This is a genomic window from Sphingobium agri, from assembly GCF_023051225.1.
In the GTDB taxonomy this organism is placed as follows: Bacteria; Pseudomonadota; Alphaproteobacteria; order Sphingomonadales; family Sphingomonadaceae; genus Sphingobium; species Sphingobium agri.
On sequence record NZ_JALKHS010000006.1, the window covers coordinates 1,364,393 to 1,380,295 of the forward strand.

At 62.3% G+C, this 15,903-nt stretch carries 18 protein-coding genes; 3 read left to right on the forward strand and 15 right to left on the reverse strand.

What is annotated here, in order from left to right; genetic code table 11:
• Positions 1-30 precede the first annotated feature (30 nt).
• The gene (locus tag MU848_RS10085; protein WP_201513534.1) at positions 31-579 is read left to right on the forward strand and encodes a shikimate kinase; all 549 of its coding nucleotides are present in this window, start codon (positions 31-33) and stop codon (positions 577-579) included.
• Positions 570-1,682, forward strand: coding sequence for a 3-dehydroquinate synthase (gene aroB, locus MU848_RS10090; protein WP_247231534.1), 1,113 nt, complete (start codon positions 570-572; stop codon positions 1,680-1,682). Before MU848_RS10085 ends, aroB begins: the two co-directional genes overlap by 10 nt.
• A 100-nt stretch (positions 1,683-1,782) precedes the next feature.
• On the opposite strand, the gene MU848_RS10095 is transcribed toward aroB, so the two are convergent.
• The 13 genes from MU848_RS10095 to rpsB all read right to left on the reverse strand — a co-directional run bounded on the left by MU848_RS10095 (position 1,783) and on the right by rpsB (position 13,819).
• Positions 1,783-2,325 (reverse strand): RES family NAD+ phosphorylase, encoded by a 543-nt coding sequence (locus MU848_RS10095; RefSeq protein WP_247231536.1) that lies wholly within the window; start codon positions 2,323-2,325, stop codon positions 1,783-1,785.
• Between the two features lie 181 nt (positions 2,326-2,506).
• A complete protein-coding gene (rpmE, locus tag MU848_RS10100) occupies positions 2,507-2,731 on the reverse strand; it encodes a 50S ribosomal protein L31 (protein WP_097091292.1) in 225 nt (74 codons plus the stop codon).
• 107 nt (positions 2,732-2,838) lie between these two features.
• Entirely contained in the window at positions 2,839-3,321 is a 483-nt protein-coding gene (gene fabZ / locus MU848_RS10105; RefSeq protein WP_201513531.1) for a 3-hydroxyacyl-ACP dehydratase FabZ, read from the reverse strand.
• 9 nt (positions 3,322-3,330) lie between these two features.
• Positions 3,331-3,993, reverse strand: a complete 663-nt coding sequence (locus MU848_RS10110) for an OmpH family outer membrane protein (protein WP_201513530.1) — start codon at positions 3,991-3,993, stop codon at positions 3,331-3,333.
• A complete protein-coding gene (gene bamA, locus MU848_RS10115) occupies positions 3,993-6,644 on the reverse strand; it encodes an outer membrane protein assembly factor BamA (protein ID WP_247231756.1) in 2,652 nt (883 codons plus the stop codon). The genes MU848_RS10110 and bamA overlap by 1 nt, the downstream gene beginning before the upstream one ends.
• Positions 6,645-6,736: 92 nt before the next feature.
• On the reverse strand, positions 6,737-7,870 hold the full coding sequence (gene rseP / locus MU848_RS10120; RefSeq protein WP_247231538.1) for an RIP metalloprotease RseP: 1,134 nt from the start codon (positions 7,868-7,870) through the stop codon (positions 6,737-6,739).
• Complete coding sequence (locus MU848_RS10125) at positions 7,867-9,027, reverse strand: 1-deoxy-D-xylulose-5-phosphate reductoisomerase (protein ID WP_247231540.1); 1,161 nt, start codon at positions 9,025-9,027, stop codon at positions 7,867-7,869. Before MU848_RS10125 ends, rseP begins: the two co-directional genes overlap by 4 nt.
• A complete protein-coding gene (locus tag MU848_RS10130; protein ID WP_097091287.1) occupies positions 9,024-9,794 on the reverse strand; it encodes a phosphatidate cytidylyltransferase in 771 nt (256 codons plus the stop codon). The genes MU848_RS10125 and MU848_RS10130 overlap by 4 nt, the downstream gene beginning before the upstream one ends.
• Positions 9,795-9,797: 3 nt before the next feature.
• Complete coding sequence (uppS, locus tag MU848_RS10135; RefSeq protein WP_247231542.1) at positions 9,798-10,541, reverse strand: polyprenyl diphosphate synthase; 744 nt, start codon at positions 10,539-10,541, stop codon at positions 9,798-9,800.
• 42 nt (positions 10,542-10,583) lie between these two features.
• Entirely contained in the window at positions 10,584-11,141 is a 558-nt protein-coding gene (gene frr / locus MU848_RS10140) for a ribosome recycling factor (protein WP_097091285.1), read from the reverse strand.
• Between the two features lie 6 nt (positions 11,142-11,147).
• Positions 11,148-11,873, reverse strand: a complete 726-nt coding sequence (pyrH, locus tag MU848_RS10145) for a UMP kinase (RefSeq protein ID WP_247231544.1) — start codon at positions 11,871-11,873, stop codon at positions 11,148-11,150.
• Positions 11,874-12,034: 161 nt separating this feature from the next.
• The gene (tsf, locus tag MU848_RS10150; RefSeq protein ID WP_097091283.1) at positions 12,035-12,961 is read right to left on the reverse strand and encodes a translation elongation factor Ts; all 927 of its coding nucleotides are present in this window, start codon (positions 12,959-12,961) and stop codon (positions 12,035-12,037) included.
• A 99-nt stretch (positions 12,962-13,060) separates the two neighbouring features.
• Positions 13,061-13,819, reverse strand: a complete 759-nt coding sequence (rpsB, locus tag MU848_RS10155; protein WP_097091282.1) for a 30S ribosomal protein S2 — start codon at positions 13,817-13,819, stop codon at positions 13,061-13,063.
• Positions 13,820-14,054: 235 nt separating this feature from the next.
• On the opposite strand from rpsB, the gene MU848_RS10160 reads away from it, so the two are divergent.
• Entirely contained in the window at positions 14,055-14,294 is a 240-nt protein-coding gene (locus MU848_RS10160) for a hypothetical protein (protein WP_380800618.1), read from the forward strand.
• A 5-nt stretch (positions 14,295-14,299) separates the two neighbouring features.
• On the opposite strand, the gene MU848_RS10165 is transcribed toward MU848_RS10160, so the two are convergent.
• On the reverse strand, positions 14,300-15,076 hold the full coding sequence (locus tag MU848_RS10165) for a CDP-alcohol phosphatidyltransferase family protein (protein WP_201513525.1): 777 nt from the start codon (positions 15,074-15,076) through the stop codon (positions 14,300-14,302).
• The gene (locus MU848_RS10170; RefSeq protein WP_247231546.1) at positions 15,073-15,807 is read right to left on the reverse strand and encodes a phosphatidylserine decarboxylase; all 735 of its coding nucleotides are present in this window, start codon (positions 15,805-15,807) and stop codon (positions 15,073-15,075) included. Before MU848_RS10170 ends, MU848_RS10165 begins: the two co-directional genes overlap by 4 nt.
• Positions 15,808-15,903 lie beyond the last annotated feature (96 nt).

The following is a 15,903-nucleotide window of genomic DNA, read 5'->3' on the forward strand; positions in this document are numbered from 1 at the left end:
GCGACGGGGGGATGTATAGCCCCCTCCGCAATGCAGCGAAACAGCAAATCCGTGCCTCCGCAGTCAAAGCGCGGTTCCATCGTCCTGATAGGGATGATGGGCGTCGGCAAATCGACGGTCGGACGCAGGCTGGCAGCGCGCCTCGGCCTTGCCTTCGTGGATGCTGACGAAGAGATCGAAAAGGCCGCGGGCATGACCATCACGGAAATGTTCGAACGCTATGGCGAGGGCTATTTCCGTGATGGCGAACGACGGGTGATCGCCCGGTTGCTGGACGATGAGCCCAAGGTGATCGCCACCGGCGGCGGCGCATTCATGCAGGAAGATACGCGCGCCCTGATCCTTGACCAGGCGACCGCGATATGGCTGGACGCCGACATCGACACGCTGGTCGATCGGGTATCGCGGCGGGAAGGCCGCCCCTTGTTGAAAGGTAAGGACCCCCGCGTCGTGCTGACCGAATTGGCGGCAGTTCGGAACCCGGTCTACTCGTTGGCCCCCATCCACGTGAAGAGCATTGCCGCGCCGCATGAAGTGGCGGTCGAGAGCATTTTGGAGAAATTGGCGGCATGGCAATAGTCCGCGTCGCGCTGGATGCGCGCAGCTATGACATCGTGATCGAACAAGGCGCGCTGGATCGCGCGGCCGGTCATCTTGGCTCCTATGCCAGGGGCGGCAGGATGGTGGTCGTGGCCGACGCCAATGTCGCGAAGGCACAGTTGCCCCGGCTGGAAAACAGCCTGCGCAGCACTGGTGTCACGGTTCAGCCCATCATCCTGCCTGCTGGCGAGCAGACGAAGAGCTGGCGCCACCTTGAGCAATTGCTCGATCAGCTATTGGATTTGGAAGTAGAGCGGGGCGATCATGTCGTGGCGCTGGGCGGCGGCGTGATCGGCGATCTCGTGGGCTTTGCCGCGTCCATCCTGAAGCGCGGTTGCCACTTCATCCAGGTCCCGACGACGCTGCTGGCCCAGGTCGACAGTTCGGTTGGCGGAAAGACCGCGATCAACGCGAGCGCGGGCAAGAATCTGATCGGCAGCTTCTATCAGCCGAGCCTCGTCCTCATCGATCCGTCGACCCTCGACAGCCTGCCGCATCGTGAAACGCGTGCGGGCTATGCCGAGGTCGTGAAATATGGCCTGATCGACGATCCCGAGTTTTTCGCATGGTGTGAGGCTGAGGGGCATCGGCTGCTGACGGGCGATCGCGACGCCCGCGAGTTCGCGATTGAACGCAGCGTCCGTGCGAAGGCGACTATCGTCGCCGATGATGAGCGCGAAACATCCGGCCGTCGCGCGCTGCTGAACCTTGGCCATACGTTCGGACATGCGCTGGAGGCGGATACGGGCTTTTCCGATCTGCTGCTGCATGGCGAGGGCGTGGCGGCGGGCATGGCGCTCGCCTTCCGCTATTCCGCGCGGCTGGGGCTGTGCGCGCCTGAGGATGCGGATCGGGTGACGGCGCATCTGAAGTCGGTGGGCCTGCCGCATGATCTTGCCAGCGCCCATGTGAAAGCGGACGGCGCTGCTTTGGTGGCCCATATGCTGCACGACAAGAAGATGGCGGCAGGCACTCTACCCTTCCTGCTGGCGCGAGGCATCGGGAAGACGTTCCTGTCGAAGGACGTCGTGTTGGATGATGTGGCAGCGTTTCTGGACGAGGACCGCGCGGCTCACGCTTAAGGACGGTATGCCGACATCATCACCTATGGGATGACGGGTGATGTGCGCGATGGTGATTTATGGGAGACCAAGTCCCAAGAACAGTTATGTCCAGCGATGACTACAAGCCCCACTTTGGGCCGTCGCTTGAAAGCTGAATTAAAACCGGTTTTCCAGCAACTAATACAGATGGGCCGCCAAGCTCATTCCACCGAAATAGATTTACGTGCCATCCGCCTGGAATCATGCGCGAACGATCGATGATTCCATCCGCGCCCGCCGAACGCGCCACATCCGCGTTGCGCCAGGATGGAGGCTCCCGTCCGGCCATTAAGGCTTGTCGCCACTGCGCATTAGACAAATCGCGGTCGATGCCGAGAAGGCTGCAGGCATGTTCATCGCGTTGATCAAGTACATGTGCTTCGCCTACGATCAGTGGAACTACGACGCGGGGCCGGCCATCTTCTCGGATGTAGCCCGAAACTGCTATCATGGCCCATTCCAGTTGCGGACTCATGTAGAGCACGGCTTGGCCCGGACGATGATGGCGACCCGCACTATCCGGACTAGGTGACTTAAGGACGTCATCTACCCGATCTGCGAGAACAGACCGGAAAAATCTGCCGCTGACCATTCGCAAGCTTGGGCTGATATCGTTTGTCATTGGGCCAGCCTACTTGTCGGTCGACGGGGAAACAACGACCGGCTTTGGGGTAGATGACTGGCTGAGCACTATGGCGATCGCGGTCGAAAGCGATCAAGCTTCCCGGCAGCCGTCTTCGTTACAGACACAAAAAAGGGCGCCTCGTCGGGCGCCCTTTTCATTTGCTCATGTGACCGAGCGATTACTTCTTCAGCGTCAGGCCGCCAAAGCGCTTGTTGAAGCGCGCCACCTGGCCGCCCTGCTCCAGCTGGCGCTGGCCGCCGGTCCAAGCCGGGTGCGACTTGGGATCGATGTCGAGCGCCATCGTGTCCCCTTCCTTGCCCCAGGTCGAACGGGTGCGGAAGGTGCTGCCGTCAGTCATCTGGACGGTGATGAAGTGGTAATCGGGGTGGGTATCGGCCTTCATGGGTCTGCTCCGTCAATGGGCCGGTTTCCGACCGGCCATGGATGCGAAATCTTGCGAAGGCGCGCGGTTACATGGGATTTCCCACGAACGCAAGCCCCGCGCGGCCTTTAGTCTTCCGGCGGGTCGGCGATCATCGCGACAAAGTTCGCCTCGGCGCACAGCTTGCCGTCCACCGATGCCTTGCCGACGAATTTGCAGACCCGGCCCCGGATCTGGAGCAGTTCGACATGCAGGTCGAGCAAGCAGCCCGGCTCCACCGGGTTGCGGAACTTGGCTCCGTCGATGCTCATGAAATAGACCAGCTTGCCCGAGCCGCGCAGATCAAGCGTTTCGACCGTCAGCACGCCTGCTGCCTGCGCCATCGCTTCGACGATCAACACGCCCGGCATGATCGGGCGGCCAGGAAAATGTCCCTGGAAGAATGATTCGTTGATCGAGACGGCCTTGACCGCGTGGATCTTCTCGTTGCGCACGAGATTGGCCACGCGGTCGACGAGCAGCATCGGATAGCGGTGCGGCAGCGCTGCCATGATGCCACGAATATCGATGGCGCCCACGGCGGCTGGTGCCGCTTCAACTTCCCCCGTCATCGGCCGATATCAGCGCGAGGTCGGCTGCTGCGACGGGTTGGCGGGAGCCGCGGCGGCAGGCGTCGGCGCCTGACCGCGCGCGCCGCCGGGCTGCCAGCCCGCAGGCGGCGTGATGCCCACGCTCGGCACCAGCGCGTTGAGCTCCGTCACCACCTGCTGCGTGATATCCACGCTCGGCTGATAGGAGACGGTCGCGTCGGGCGCGAGGATCAGGTCCACCTTCGCCTTCGTCATCGCGGACTTCAGCGCATCCGACAGCTTGGCCGAAATCTGCTCTTCGACATAAGCGTTGGCGAGCGCGATAGGCTGGCCCAGGCGCTGCAGTTCGGCCTGGCCGTTCTGACCCGCCTTCTGATAGGCCTCATACTGGGTCTGGATGGCGGGCGTTGGCTTGTTGCCCGCAGCCTTCATGGCCGCTTCGAGCGCACTGCCCTTCGACTTCAAATCAGCGTCGATCGCATTCTTGCGCGCTGTGAAGCTGTCGATCTGCGCCTTGTAGGTCGTCTGAATCTGCGAGCGCGCGGTGGTATAAGCCGAGCTGGTGGCGACTGCCCGCTGCAGGTCTGCAACGGCGATCCCGGTCTTAGACTGAGCTGCGGCAGGCACGCTGGAAAGCGCGATGGCAGTCATGGGCGCAAGAGCAAGCGCCGCGGCCTTGAGCATCTTATTCATTAGAATTGAGTCCCTACGTTGAAGCTGATGAGCTGAGTATCGTCCCCTGGTTCCTTGAGCAGGGCCTTGGCGATGTCGATGCGGAACGGCCCAAACGGCGAGTTCCAGTTGACGCCAAAGCCCACGGACACGCGCGGCTTGAGCGTGTCGCCGAGATAAACTTCTTCAAATCCGGTGCCGTCGAGATAGGCCGCCTGGTATCCCGAAGGGGCAACCCCGGTACAATTACCGAGTTCATTATTCGTCGTACGCACAGGAGCCAAAGCTGGATTGTTGGTATTTGGCAGAGGCGTGAGTGAACAGAACCCGCCGAATCTAGTCTCTTGAGGATCACGCAATCCAGCAACAGCACCTGCGTCCACGAAAATTGAGGGACGAAGCCCCATTTCGCGCGCGCCAGAACCAAGCGGAATTTCCACTTCCGCACGCGCAAGATAGTAGATCTTGCCGCCGAGTGCGTCGTCCCGGGTATTGTTATTGTCGTTGTTGCGGATAAACGCACCCGGATTATCCGGGTCTTGGATCAGAGAGTAACGCTTGATGCGCGGCCCGATCCCACGAATGTCGAACCCGCGAATTTGCGGATTACCAAGGAAGAAGCGGTCGGTCAGGCGCACCTTGTCGACCAACGCTCCGGAAGCATCGCGGCGCTCCCCTTCAAGCGAATGAATATATCCACCCTCAGCCGAAAGCGAGAAGATAAACCCGCCGCCCAATGGCCAGAACTTCGACCCATTGAAACGCGAGCGGATATATTTGACGCTGCCGCCCAGGCCCGCGAAATCCTGGCTCAATACAACATTATGGCCGCGCGTAGGACGAATGCGGTTGTCGCGATTGTCGTAGATCAGCGAATAGCCAAGCGATGACGTCGTCCGCTTGCCGATCGCGTCGCAGAGATAGCGGCCCGCCAGGATCGGATCGCAAGCCCCGTTGGTGTAATATGTGTCCTCATCAAGGCTCACATCATCCAGGTTGAGGCTGTAGCGCAGCGCCAGCGACATATATTCGGTGATCGGCACACCAGCGCGGATCTGGAACCCGGTCGTGGTCTGCTTGTATGTTGTGTCGCGATCATTGTTGTTGAGATAACGGAAGCTGTTCAAATCACGCCGATAGATATCGCCGCCCAGCGCGATATTCTTGTCCATGAAATAGGGCTCGGTAAAGCCCACTTCGACCGACTTGGAATAGCTCGAATAATTGACGCTGGTGCGCAGTTCCTGGCCCTTGCCGCGGAAGTTGCGCTGCGTGATCGACGCCGCGACGATGAAGCGCTCCAGCGAGGAGAAGCCTGCCGACAGCGACAGCTCGCCGGTCGATTTTTCCTGGACGTTGGTTTCCAGCACGATGCGGTCGGGCGCCGAGCCCGGCTTCTGTTCGATGTCCAGCTTTTCCTGGAAGAAGCCAAGCGAGTTGATGCGGTCCTTCGAGCGCTTGACGAGGAAGCTGTTGAACGCGTCGCCTTCCGCCAGTCGGAATTCGCGGCGGACCACCTTGTCTTGGGTCAGCGTGTTGCCGTTGATGTCAACCCGTTCGACATAGACGCGCGGCGCGTTGGCGATGCGGAAATTGATCCCCATCGTCAGGCTGTCCTTGTCGCGGTTAAAGTCCGGCTGCACGTCGGCAAAGGCATAGCCGAACAGGCCCGCCGTCTGGCTGAGCGTATCGACTGTGTCCTCGACCTGCTTGGCGTTGTACCAATCGCCCTTCTTCATCGGCAGCGTCTTGGTGAGCGACGCGCCCGACAGGTCACGAATGTCGGATTCGACCTTAACGTCGCCGAACTTGTAGCGCTGACCTTCTTCAACCACATAGGTGATGATGAAGTCCTGCTTATCGGGCGTCAGCTCGGCGACGGCCGAAATCACGCGGAAATCCGCATAGCCTTCGGTCAGGTAGAATTGCCGCAGCTTCTGCTGGTCATAGGCCAGGCGATCGGGATCGTAGCTGGTGCCGGAGGAGAAGACGCGGAACCAGCGGGACTGCTTCGTCACCATCTGGCTGCGCAGTTCACCATCGTTGAATTTGTCATTGCCGATGATGTTGATCTGGCGGACCTTGGACTTGGGCCCCTCCGAAATTTCGAAGACGATATCGACGCGGTTCTGGTCGAGCTGCACCATCTTGGGCTCGACGGTCGCGGCGAAGCGGCCCTGGCGGCGGTAAAGTTCGATAATGCGGGCGACATCGGCGCGGACCTTGGACCGGGTATAGATCTGGCGCGGGGCGAGCTTGATCTCCGGACGGATCTTGTCTTCCTTCAACCGCTTGTTGCCTTCCAGCACGATGCGGTTGATGACCGGATTTTCCTTCACTTCAATGGTGAGCGCGCCATTGTCGTTGCGGATCTGAACGTCTGCGAACAGTTCGGTTTCGTAAAGATCGCGCAGCGCCTGATCGAGCGATTCCTGGGTAAAGGGCTGCCCGATGCGAAGCTTGGTGTAGGATAGCACCGTATCGGGCTCAAGGCGCTGCTGACCCACCACATTGATGCTGCGGATCGTGCCGGCTGCGGGCGCGACGGCCGGAACGGGAGCGGCAGGCTGCGCCGCGTCCTGTGCCAGAGCGGGAACCGCGGACAGGCCGCCCATCATCGTCGTTGCCAGAAGGGCCGCGACAACCGGGCGCTGTCTCTTGCTGCTCATCATCGCTGTCACCCGCTCTACCCTTTTACAAAAAGCATATGTTCGTTCACGCCGGGAAACACGGCGCTAAATCGCGCCTCCCTGCCCGATACAGCTTAGCCGATCAAGCCGGACAGGCGTTCCCAGAGCCCGAAAGAAGATAAATCGTTGAAAGTCACCAGCATCATCATGGCCAAAAGGACCGCCAGACCCGATCGGTACGCCCATTCCTGCACCCGCGCACTGACGGGCCTGCGCTGTATCGCCTCCACCCCGTAAAACAGCAGATGTCCGCCATCCAGCATGGGGATTGGCAACAGGTTGATGAACCCCAAGTTAATCGAGATGAGAGCCATGAAGAACACGAAGCTCTCCACCCCCAATGTTGCCGCCTGGCCCGAAACCTCTGCGATCTTGAGCGGGCCGCCCAGTTCCTTCACCGACCGGCCGCCGCCCAATATCTGCCCTAGCGTTTCGACCATCGTGCGAATGATCTGCCCGGTCTGCTTGAGCGCAACGGCAGGCGCGCGCCAAAGTTCGACCGGCTCGATCACCGGCTGCGCGGGAGCAATGCCGAGCCGCCCGACCTTGAACCTGTTGCCAAAGCCATCCTGCTCCTGAACTGCACCGACCCGGCCCTGCTTTTCGACCGTCCGTCCCGATCGTTCGACAAGGATCGTCACCGGCTCTGCCGGACGGATCTGCGCATAAAGGCGAAGGTCGTCGAAGGTCGTCATCTCCCGGCCGTTCAGCGACAGGATGCGATCGCCAGCCTGTATGCCCGCCGCAGCGGCCGCGCTACCGGCCTGCACCTTCCCCGCGACGGCGGGTGTCCGGCTCTCACCGTAAACGAACGCGAATGTGGACAGGATGAGAATGGCGAAGAGGAAATTGATGAACGGCCCCGCCGCGACGATCGCCGCCTTCTGCCACAAGGGCTTGGCCGGGAAGCTTTCGGCGCGCTCGCTTGGCGGTAGCTGAAGCCAGGCGGGGTCCGTCTGGCTAGCGGCGTTCATGTCGCCCTTGAAGCGGACATAGCCACCAAGGGGAAGTGCACCGATGCGCCAGCGTGTGCCGCGCTTATCAACCCATGCCGCCAGTTCCGGGCCGAAGCCGATCGAAAAAGCCTCCGCCTTGACGCCGAACCAGCGGCCGACAAGGTAATGGCCGAGTTCGTGCACGAACACCAGCGGCCCGATGACCGCTACAAAGGCGAGGACCGTCAGCAGGAACCCGGGATTTTGGATCAAGCAGTCAATCTTTCCATCACTTGGCCCGCCATGCGTCGCGCCTGTGCATCCGCTTCCAGCACATCGTCGATACCGCTTGGCTCTGGGGCGCTATAGCGGTTCAGAACGTCCTCCACAATCATGGCGATATCAAGGAAGCCGATGGCCTCTTTAAGAAAGGCCGCCACCGCCACTTCATTGGCCGCATTCAGGATCGCAGGCGCGAGCCCGCCCTGCTCCGCCGCCTGCCGCGCCAAGCGGAGCGCGGGAAAGCGAACTTCGTCCGGAGCCTCGAAATCGAGGCGCCCTGCCTGCGCGAGGTTGAGCGGTCGGCAGGGTGTCTCCATCCGGCCGGGCCAGGCAAGGGCGCTGGCGATCGGAATGCGCATGTCCGGCGATCCCAGCTGCGCCAGAGTCGAACGATCGCGATATTCGACCATAGAGTGGATGATCGATTGGGGATGGACCAATATCTCGATGCGATCCAGACCAACCGGGAATAAATGCGCGGCCTCGATCAGTTCCAGGCCCTTGTTCATCATCGTCGCGCTGTCGACGCTGATCTTCGCGCCCATCGACCAATTGGGATGCGCCACGGCCTGGGCTGGCGTGATGTCGCGCATTTCCTCCCGACTGCGCGTGCGGAAGGGGCCGCCGCTCGCGGTCAGGATGATCCTTGCCACGTCATGCAGGCGGCTACCGGCAAGGCACTGGAAAATGGCATTATGCTCGCTGTCGACGGGCAGCAGGGTTGCCCCCGACTGGACCGCCGCGTCCATCATCAGAGCGCCCGCCGAGACAAGCGATTCCTTGTTGGCGAGCGCGACCGTTCCGCCTGCCTGCAACGCAGCCATTGTCGGCCGCAACCCTGCGCATCCAACGATCGCGGCCATGCTCCAGTCCGCGCCTGCTTGCGCTGCCTCGACCAGAGCGGCCTCGCCCGCGGCAGCCTCGACGCCGGATCCCGCCAAGGCGGACTTCAACGCATCATAGCGCGCCGGGTCGCCGATCACCGCCATCTGGGCACTGCATGCGCGTGCCAGCTTGGCGAGACCATCGACATCGCTATGGGCGGTGAGGGCAACCACCTGAAAGGCTTGCGCATCGCGCTGGATGAGGTCGAGCGTCGACATGCCGACGGAGCCCGTCGCGCCGAAGATGGAAACTTTGCGCGTCATGGAAACACCAGAAAAAGATAGAAGAGAGCGGCAATCGGCGCGGCGGCCACTACGCCGTCCAGCCGGTCCATCACGCCGCCATGGCCGGGCAGCAGATTGCCGCTGTCCTTGACGCCCGCCCGGCGTTTCATCGCGCTTTCCAGCAGATCGCCAAGCTGCGCGGCGACCGCCAGCAGCCCGCTCGCGGCGGCAAGCTGGATCGGCAATCCGGCGAAGCGGTGGAGGACGAAACCGAGGACCAGAGCAGCCAACACACCGCCGCCGAGCCCTGCCCAAGTCTTGGAGGGGCTGACCCGAGGCGCGAGCTTGGGTCCGCCGATCGCGCGCCCCGCGAAATAGGCGCCGATGTCCGTCGCCCACACCAGCGATAATGCCCAGAAGGCAAGCAGCAAGCCGCCCGGCTGCTGCTCACGAAGGAAAATCAGCGCCGCGACCGGCACGAAGACGTAAAGCACGCCGAGCGCCAGCCTGCCTGATCGCGTGACGAGGATAACGAAGAAAAAGGCCGCCACCGCAAGGGTGAAGGCCGTCCACGACAGCCCCGCCGCCAAGGGGCAAAGTAGCGCCAGCGGCACGGAGACCGCGAACATCGAAAGCCGACGATGCTCGGGCGATGCACGGGCCAAATCGCCCCACTCGCCCTGCATCAGCACGCCAGCCACAACGAGCAACAGCCAGAAGAAGAAGCCCCCGAAATAGAGCGCGGCGGAGGCAAGAAGGATAAGCAGCAGGCCAACGACCGCGCGGATGCGAAGCTCATTCGACATGGGTCAAAGCCCGCCGAAACGGCGGTCCCTCAGGCGAAAGGCATCCAGCGCCTTGGCAAGTGCCCGCGCGTCGAAATCGGGCCAGAGCGTATCGGTGAAATAAAGCTCGGCATAGGCGGCCTGCCACAACATGAAATTGCTCAGCCGCTGCTCACCCGAAGTGCGGATCAGCAAGTCCAGGGGTGGCAGATCGGCCGTGTCGAGCCCTGCCGCCACATCTTCCAAGCTGATCGCGGCCGGATCGATCTCGCCTGCGCGCACCCGCAGCGCAATAGCCTGTGCCGCCCGGACAAGTTCGTCCTGGGCGCCATAGTTGAGGGCAATCGCCACGATCGGGCCGCTGTTCCCCGCCGTCCGCGCAACCGCCCCGTCGATCATGTCGACCAATGAAGCGTCAAGCGCTCGGTAGTTGCCGATCACCCGCAAGCGCACGCCATTGGCATGAAATTCGTCGAGGTCGGATTCAATGAAGCGCCGCAGCAGGCTCATCAGGTCCGCAACCTCGCCCGCGGGGCGCTTCCAGTTTTCCGACGAGAAGGCGTAGAGCGTCAGGCACTCCAGCCCAAGCTCACGCGCCGCCCGCGCTACCTTGCGCACGGCCTCCACCCCCGCCCTGTGACCGGCGATACGCGGCATGAACCGTTTCTTTGCCCAGCGGCCATTGCCGTCCATGATGATGGCGACGTGCCGCGCACCATGGCCGGGCGCACCGTCATGAGCGAAGTCGGATTTGGCTTGGGTGGCCATCAGAAGTGTCGGAGCGTGGTGGACACGGACAAGGACCCCGGCTCAGTGACCGAGAATTTCCTTCTCCTTGGCCGCCGCCGCAGCGTCGATGTCGGCGATGGTGCTATCGGTCAGCTTCTGCACCTCGGTTTCCAGTCGCTTGCGCTCGTCTTCGCTGATCTCGCCCTTCTTCTCGTCCGTCTTCAGGCTGTCCATACCGTCGCGGCGCACGTTGCGCACGGCGACGCGCGCGCCTTCAGCATATTTGCTGGCAAGCTTGGCCAGTTCCTTGCGCCGTTCCTCGGTGAGGTCCGGGATCGGCAGGCGCAGCGTCTGCCCGTCGACGATCGGATTGAGGCCAAGCCCCGCCGAGCGGATCGCCTTGTCGCAGGGACCGACATTGCTCTTGTCCCAGACCTGCACCGACAGCATGCGCGGTTCAGGCGCAGAGACGGTCGCCACCTGGTTGAGCGGCATGTGGGCGCCATAGACCTCGACCGTCACAGGATCGAGCAGCTGGATATTGGCCCGGCCGGTGCGCAGGCCGGAGAGATCGCCCTTCAGCGATTCGACAGCGCCGTGCATGCGGCGTTCGAGGTCGGCCTTGTCATATTGAGCCATGGTCTTTCAGCGCTCCTGATTTTGTACGATCGTCGCAACCCCGTCACCGGCCAGCACCTTTGCAAGATTGCCGGTTTCGCGGATGTTGAAAACGACGATGGGGATATTGTTTTCGCGGCACAGGGCAATGGCGCTCGCATCCATCACCTTGAGATTGTCGTTCAGCACCTTGTCGAAGCTGATCTGATCATAGCGCGCCGCGTCCGGAACCTGTTTTGGGTCCGCATCATAGATGCCATCGACGCTGGTGCCCTTGAACAGCGCGTCGCAGTTCATCTCGGCCGCCCGCAGCGCCGCCGTGGTATCCGTGGTGAAGAAGGGGCTGCCCGTACCCGCCGCGAAGATGACGATCCGGCCCTTTTCCATGTGCCGCACGGCCTTGCGCCGGATATAGGGCTCGCACACCGACGCCATCGGGATCGCCGACTGCACACGCGTGTCATAGCCGATCTTTTCCAGGGCGTTCTGCACCGCCAATGCGTTCATCACGGTCGCGAGCATGCCCATATAATCGGCGCTGGTGCGGTCGAAGCCCTTGGCTGCGCCTGCCAGGCCCCGGAAGATATTACCCCCGCCAACCACGACGCAAATTTCAAAGCCTGCGTCCTTGGCCGCCGCGATCTCCGTCGCGACGCGGTTCACCGTCTCCGGCTCGATGCCGAACTGCCCCTGCCCCATCAGCACTTCGCCCGAGAGTTTCAGCAATATGCGCTTGAACGGCGGACGAGTCATGCGGGGTAAAATTCCATCTATTCGAGCAGACAAAGGAATGGCGCGCACCTTAGGCAGCGCGCGCCATTCTGTGAAGTCCTTAGCGTGTTCGAGCCGCTTGTCGAGAAGCGTTGCTTCCCACGCGCCGCCCGAACCGAACGCTCTGTCAGGTCAGGCCGGGATCAGACGCCCGCAGCCGCAGCAACTTCAGCCGCGAAGTCGCTCGTTTCCTTCTCGATGCCTTCACCGAGCTGGAAGCGGACATAATTCTTCAGCGTGATCGACTTGCCTGCGTCCTTCGCTGCCTTGGCAACGACGTCGGCGATCGGCGTCTTGTTGTCCATCACGAACAGCTGGCTGAGCAGCGCATTTTCCTTGGCGTACTTCGCGACCGAACCGTCGACCATCTTGGCGACAATCTCGGCAGGCTTGCCCGATTCGGCAGCCTTCTCAGCGGCAATCGCGCGCTCACGCTCCAGCAGGGCCGGATCGATGTCGGCAGCCGACAGGGCCAGCGGGAAGGCAGCCGCGATGTGCATCGCGATCTGCTTGCCCAGCGGCTCCAGAACGTCGGCAGGCGCATCGCCTTCCAGCGCGACCAGCACGCCGATCTTGCCGAGGCCAGGAGCAGCTGCGTTGTGAACGTAGGGCACAACGACGCCCTGGCTCACTTCCAGCTGACCGACGCGGCGCAGGGTCTGGTTCTCACCGATGGTGGCGATGTTCGACACCAGCTTTTCGGAAATCGTGCCACCGGCCGGGTGAGCCTGCGACGAGAGCGTCTCGGCATCGGTCGCGCCGCTCTGCAGAGCAACTTGGGCCACGGTGCGGACGAAATCCTGGAACTGGTCGTTCTTGGCGACGAAGTCGGTTTCGCTGTTCACTTCGACGGCAACGCCCTTGGTGCCCGCGACGGCAACGCCGACCAGACCTTCAGCAGCGGTGCGGCTCGACTTCTTCTGCGCAGCGGCAAGACCCTTGGCGCGCAGCCAGTCGACGGCGGCTTCCATGTCGCCATTGGCTTCGGCGAGCGCCTTCTTGCAGTCCATCATGCCCGCGCCCGAACGGTCGCGCAGTTCCTTGACGGCGGCGGCGGTAATCTCGGCCATGTTTCGGCTCCTAAAGTTTAATGGTTCAAATATGGACTAGGGCGCGGTCCGGTGGAGCGCGCCCTAGCCTGTCAATCTTGCAGTTCAAAGACCGCGGGATCAGGCCTGGACGGCGACCTCTTCGGCTTCCGGCTCGTCCAGCGCGCCGATGTCAACGCCCGAAGCCTGCTGCGCACCACGGTTGCCCTTGGTGGCGGCGGCGGCGATGGCGTCGCAATAGAGGCGGATCGCGCGGCTGGCGTCGTCATTCGCCGGAACCGGGAAAGCGATGCCGTCGGGCGAGACGTTCGAATCGAGGATCGCGACGACCGGGATGCCGAGCGTGTTGGCTTCCTTGATCGCCAGTTCTTCCTTGTTGGCGTCGATCACGAACATGACATCGGGGATGCCATTCATGTCACGGATGCCGCCCAGCGACAGTTCGAGCTTCTCGCGCTCGCGGGTCATCTGAAGGACTTCCTTCTTGGTGAAGCCGTGGGTGTCACCCGACAGCTTCTCTTCAAGGGTCTTCAGACGCTTGATCGAACCCGAAATCGTCTTCCAGTTGGTGAGCATGCCGCCCAGCCAGCGGTGGTTGACGAAGTGCTGGCCCGACTTGCGGGCAGCTTCAGCGATCGGGTCCTGCGCCTGGCGCTTGGTGCCGACGAACAGCACCTTGCCGCCAGCAGCGACAGTCGCCGACACGAAGTCGAGCGCACGGCCGAACAGCGGCACGGTCTGCGACAGGTCGAGGATGTGGATGCCGTTGCGCTCGCCGAAGATGTACGGCTTCATGCGCGGATTCCAGCGGTGGGTCTGGTGGCCGAAGTGGGCGCCAGCCTCGATCAATTGGTGCATGGTGACGACAGGTGCCGCCATAATCTTATCTCCTTCCGGTTTGACCTCTGGGAACCAGGAACTGGCAGCATCACGCCATCAGCACCGGATATGTGCGATTCCCATGTGGAATGGCGCGGCCCTTAACGGGTGGCGAGCAGCAACGCAAGACTTGACGGGCACCGGAAACTAGAACATATAGTGAACATGGGAACAAAACGAAGCCTTGGCCGGTTTGCTCCTTCAATCAGAACCCATGGTTCTTAGGACAGGAAGAGTGAGCGGTCTCATGTTCACCATTGTTGCAGCTACGGTATTTTTCGCGGCCTTCCTTCTGGCCGCAGGCGTCATCGTCGGCATGTTCGCGCTCTATCATGAGAAGATGGCGGCCGCCCTGCTGTTCGAACCCATTACCCAACAGCCGCCAGTCTATCATCTGCGGATCAGCCGCCGCCGCGTGAACCCGGACCGGCGCACTGTTCCTGCAGTGGCACCGTCGGGCGTCTTCGCCACCTGATCTGGTCAGGACGCGGCTGCCAGCCTCTGCCGCCGGACGCGAGCATAGGACATGATCCCGAACGGGATGGTCGCCAGATAAACCGCACATATCGCCAGCAAGGTGAGCCAGGGATCGGTGAGCAGCAGCGCCGCCAGCAGTCCGGCGACCGCAATAGCCTCCAGCCTGATCCGCTTGCGCAGCCGCAGCGCCGACCAGCTGTAGGTGGCAATGCTCGAAATCATCAGGAAAGCGGTAAAGGCTGTCCAGGGCGCCACCACATACCAGGCCCTGAATAGTTCTTCGCCCGTCACCAGCCACAGATAGAGCGGCACGAACGCCAGCCCTGCGCCCGCAGGCGCGGGGACCCCGGTCAGGAAACCCGCCGACTTATGCGGCTGTATGTCCGCGTCGATATTGGCGTTGAAGCGCGCCAGGCGGAGCGCGCAGGACAGTGCATGCGCCAGCGCGAAGATCCAGCCGAATTTCGGCATCGCTTGCAGCGACCAGAGGTACAGGATCAATGCTGGCGCGACACCGAAGGCAATGGAGTCCGACAAGGAGTCGAGTTCAGCGCCGAATCGGCTTTCTCCACGCAGCAGCCGGGCGATGCGGCCATCGAGCCCGTCCAGCACGCCTGCAATCAGGATGGAGAGGACCGCCCTCTCCCACTCGCCGGAAATGCCATAGCGTACCCCGGTCAGGCCGAAGCATAGCGCCATCGCCGTGACGGCATTGGGCGCGACCATCCGCAGCGTGATGCCCCGGCGAAGCCCACGGGGGATAGCGCGCCGCTGCCTCATTGCTGGATACCCGAAATGACCCGCATGTCGCCAATCTGGCCGAGGATGGTCTCGCCTGCAACGGTCCTTTGCCCCAGCGCGACGCGCGGCGCCGTTCCGGCTGGCAGATAGACGTCGACGCGGCTGCCGAAGCGAATGAGCCCGATGCGCTGCCCCGCCGCGATCATGTCGCCGGGCTTCACGAACGGCACGATCCGCCGGGCCACGAGCCCCGCAATCTGGGTGAAGCCGACGCGCAAGCCGTCATGGCGTTCCACCAATATGTGCTGGCGCTCATTATCCTCGCTCGCCTTGTCGAGGTCTGCGTTCAGGAACTTGCCCGAGATATAGACCACCGACTTCACCGTCCCGCCTATAGGGGTGCGATTGATGTGGACGTCGAACACGCTCATGAAGATCGACACGCGGATCATCGGCTGGTCGCCAAGGCCGTCGGCTCCGGCCATCTCGCGCGGGGGCGGCACGCGCTGGATCAGCGTCACCAGGCCATCGGCGGGTGCGACGATCGCTCTTTCATCCTGCGGCACGGCGCGCACCGGATCGCGGAAGAAGGCGAACACCCAGATCGTCACCATCACCATCAGCCAGCCGGGTATCGTCCACCCCACCAGGAACAGCACTGCCGTGATCGCGGCGGCGATCAGGCCGAATTTCATCCCCTCCGGATGGACCGTAGGGAAGCGCCACTTCACATTGCCGCCCAAGGCGACGGTGATTTCGTCATTTTCCATGGCACCTGTCTTTAGGGACAGTCACTTGCAGTGACAACGCCCGATCCTGCACCGGGGCATGGCAAGTGCGATGCCCCATCAGCCGCCATTGCGCTG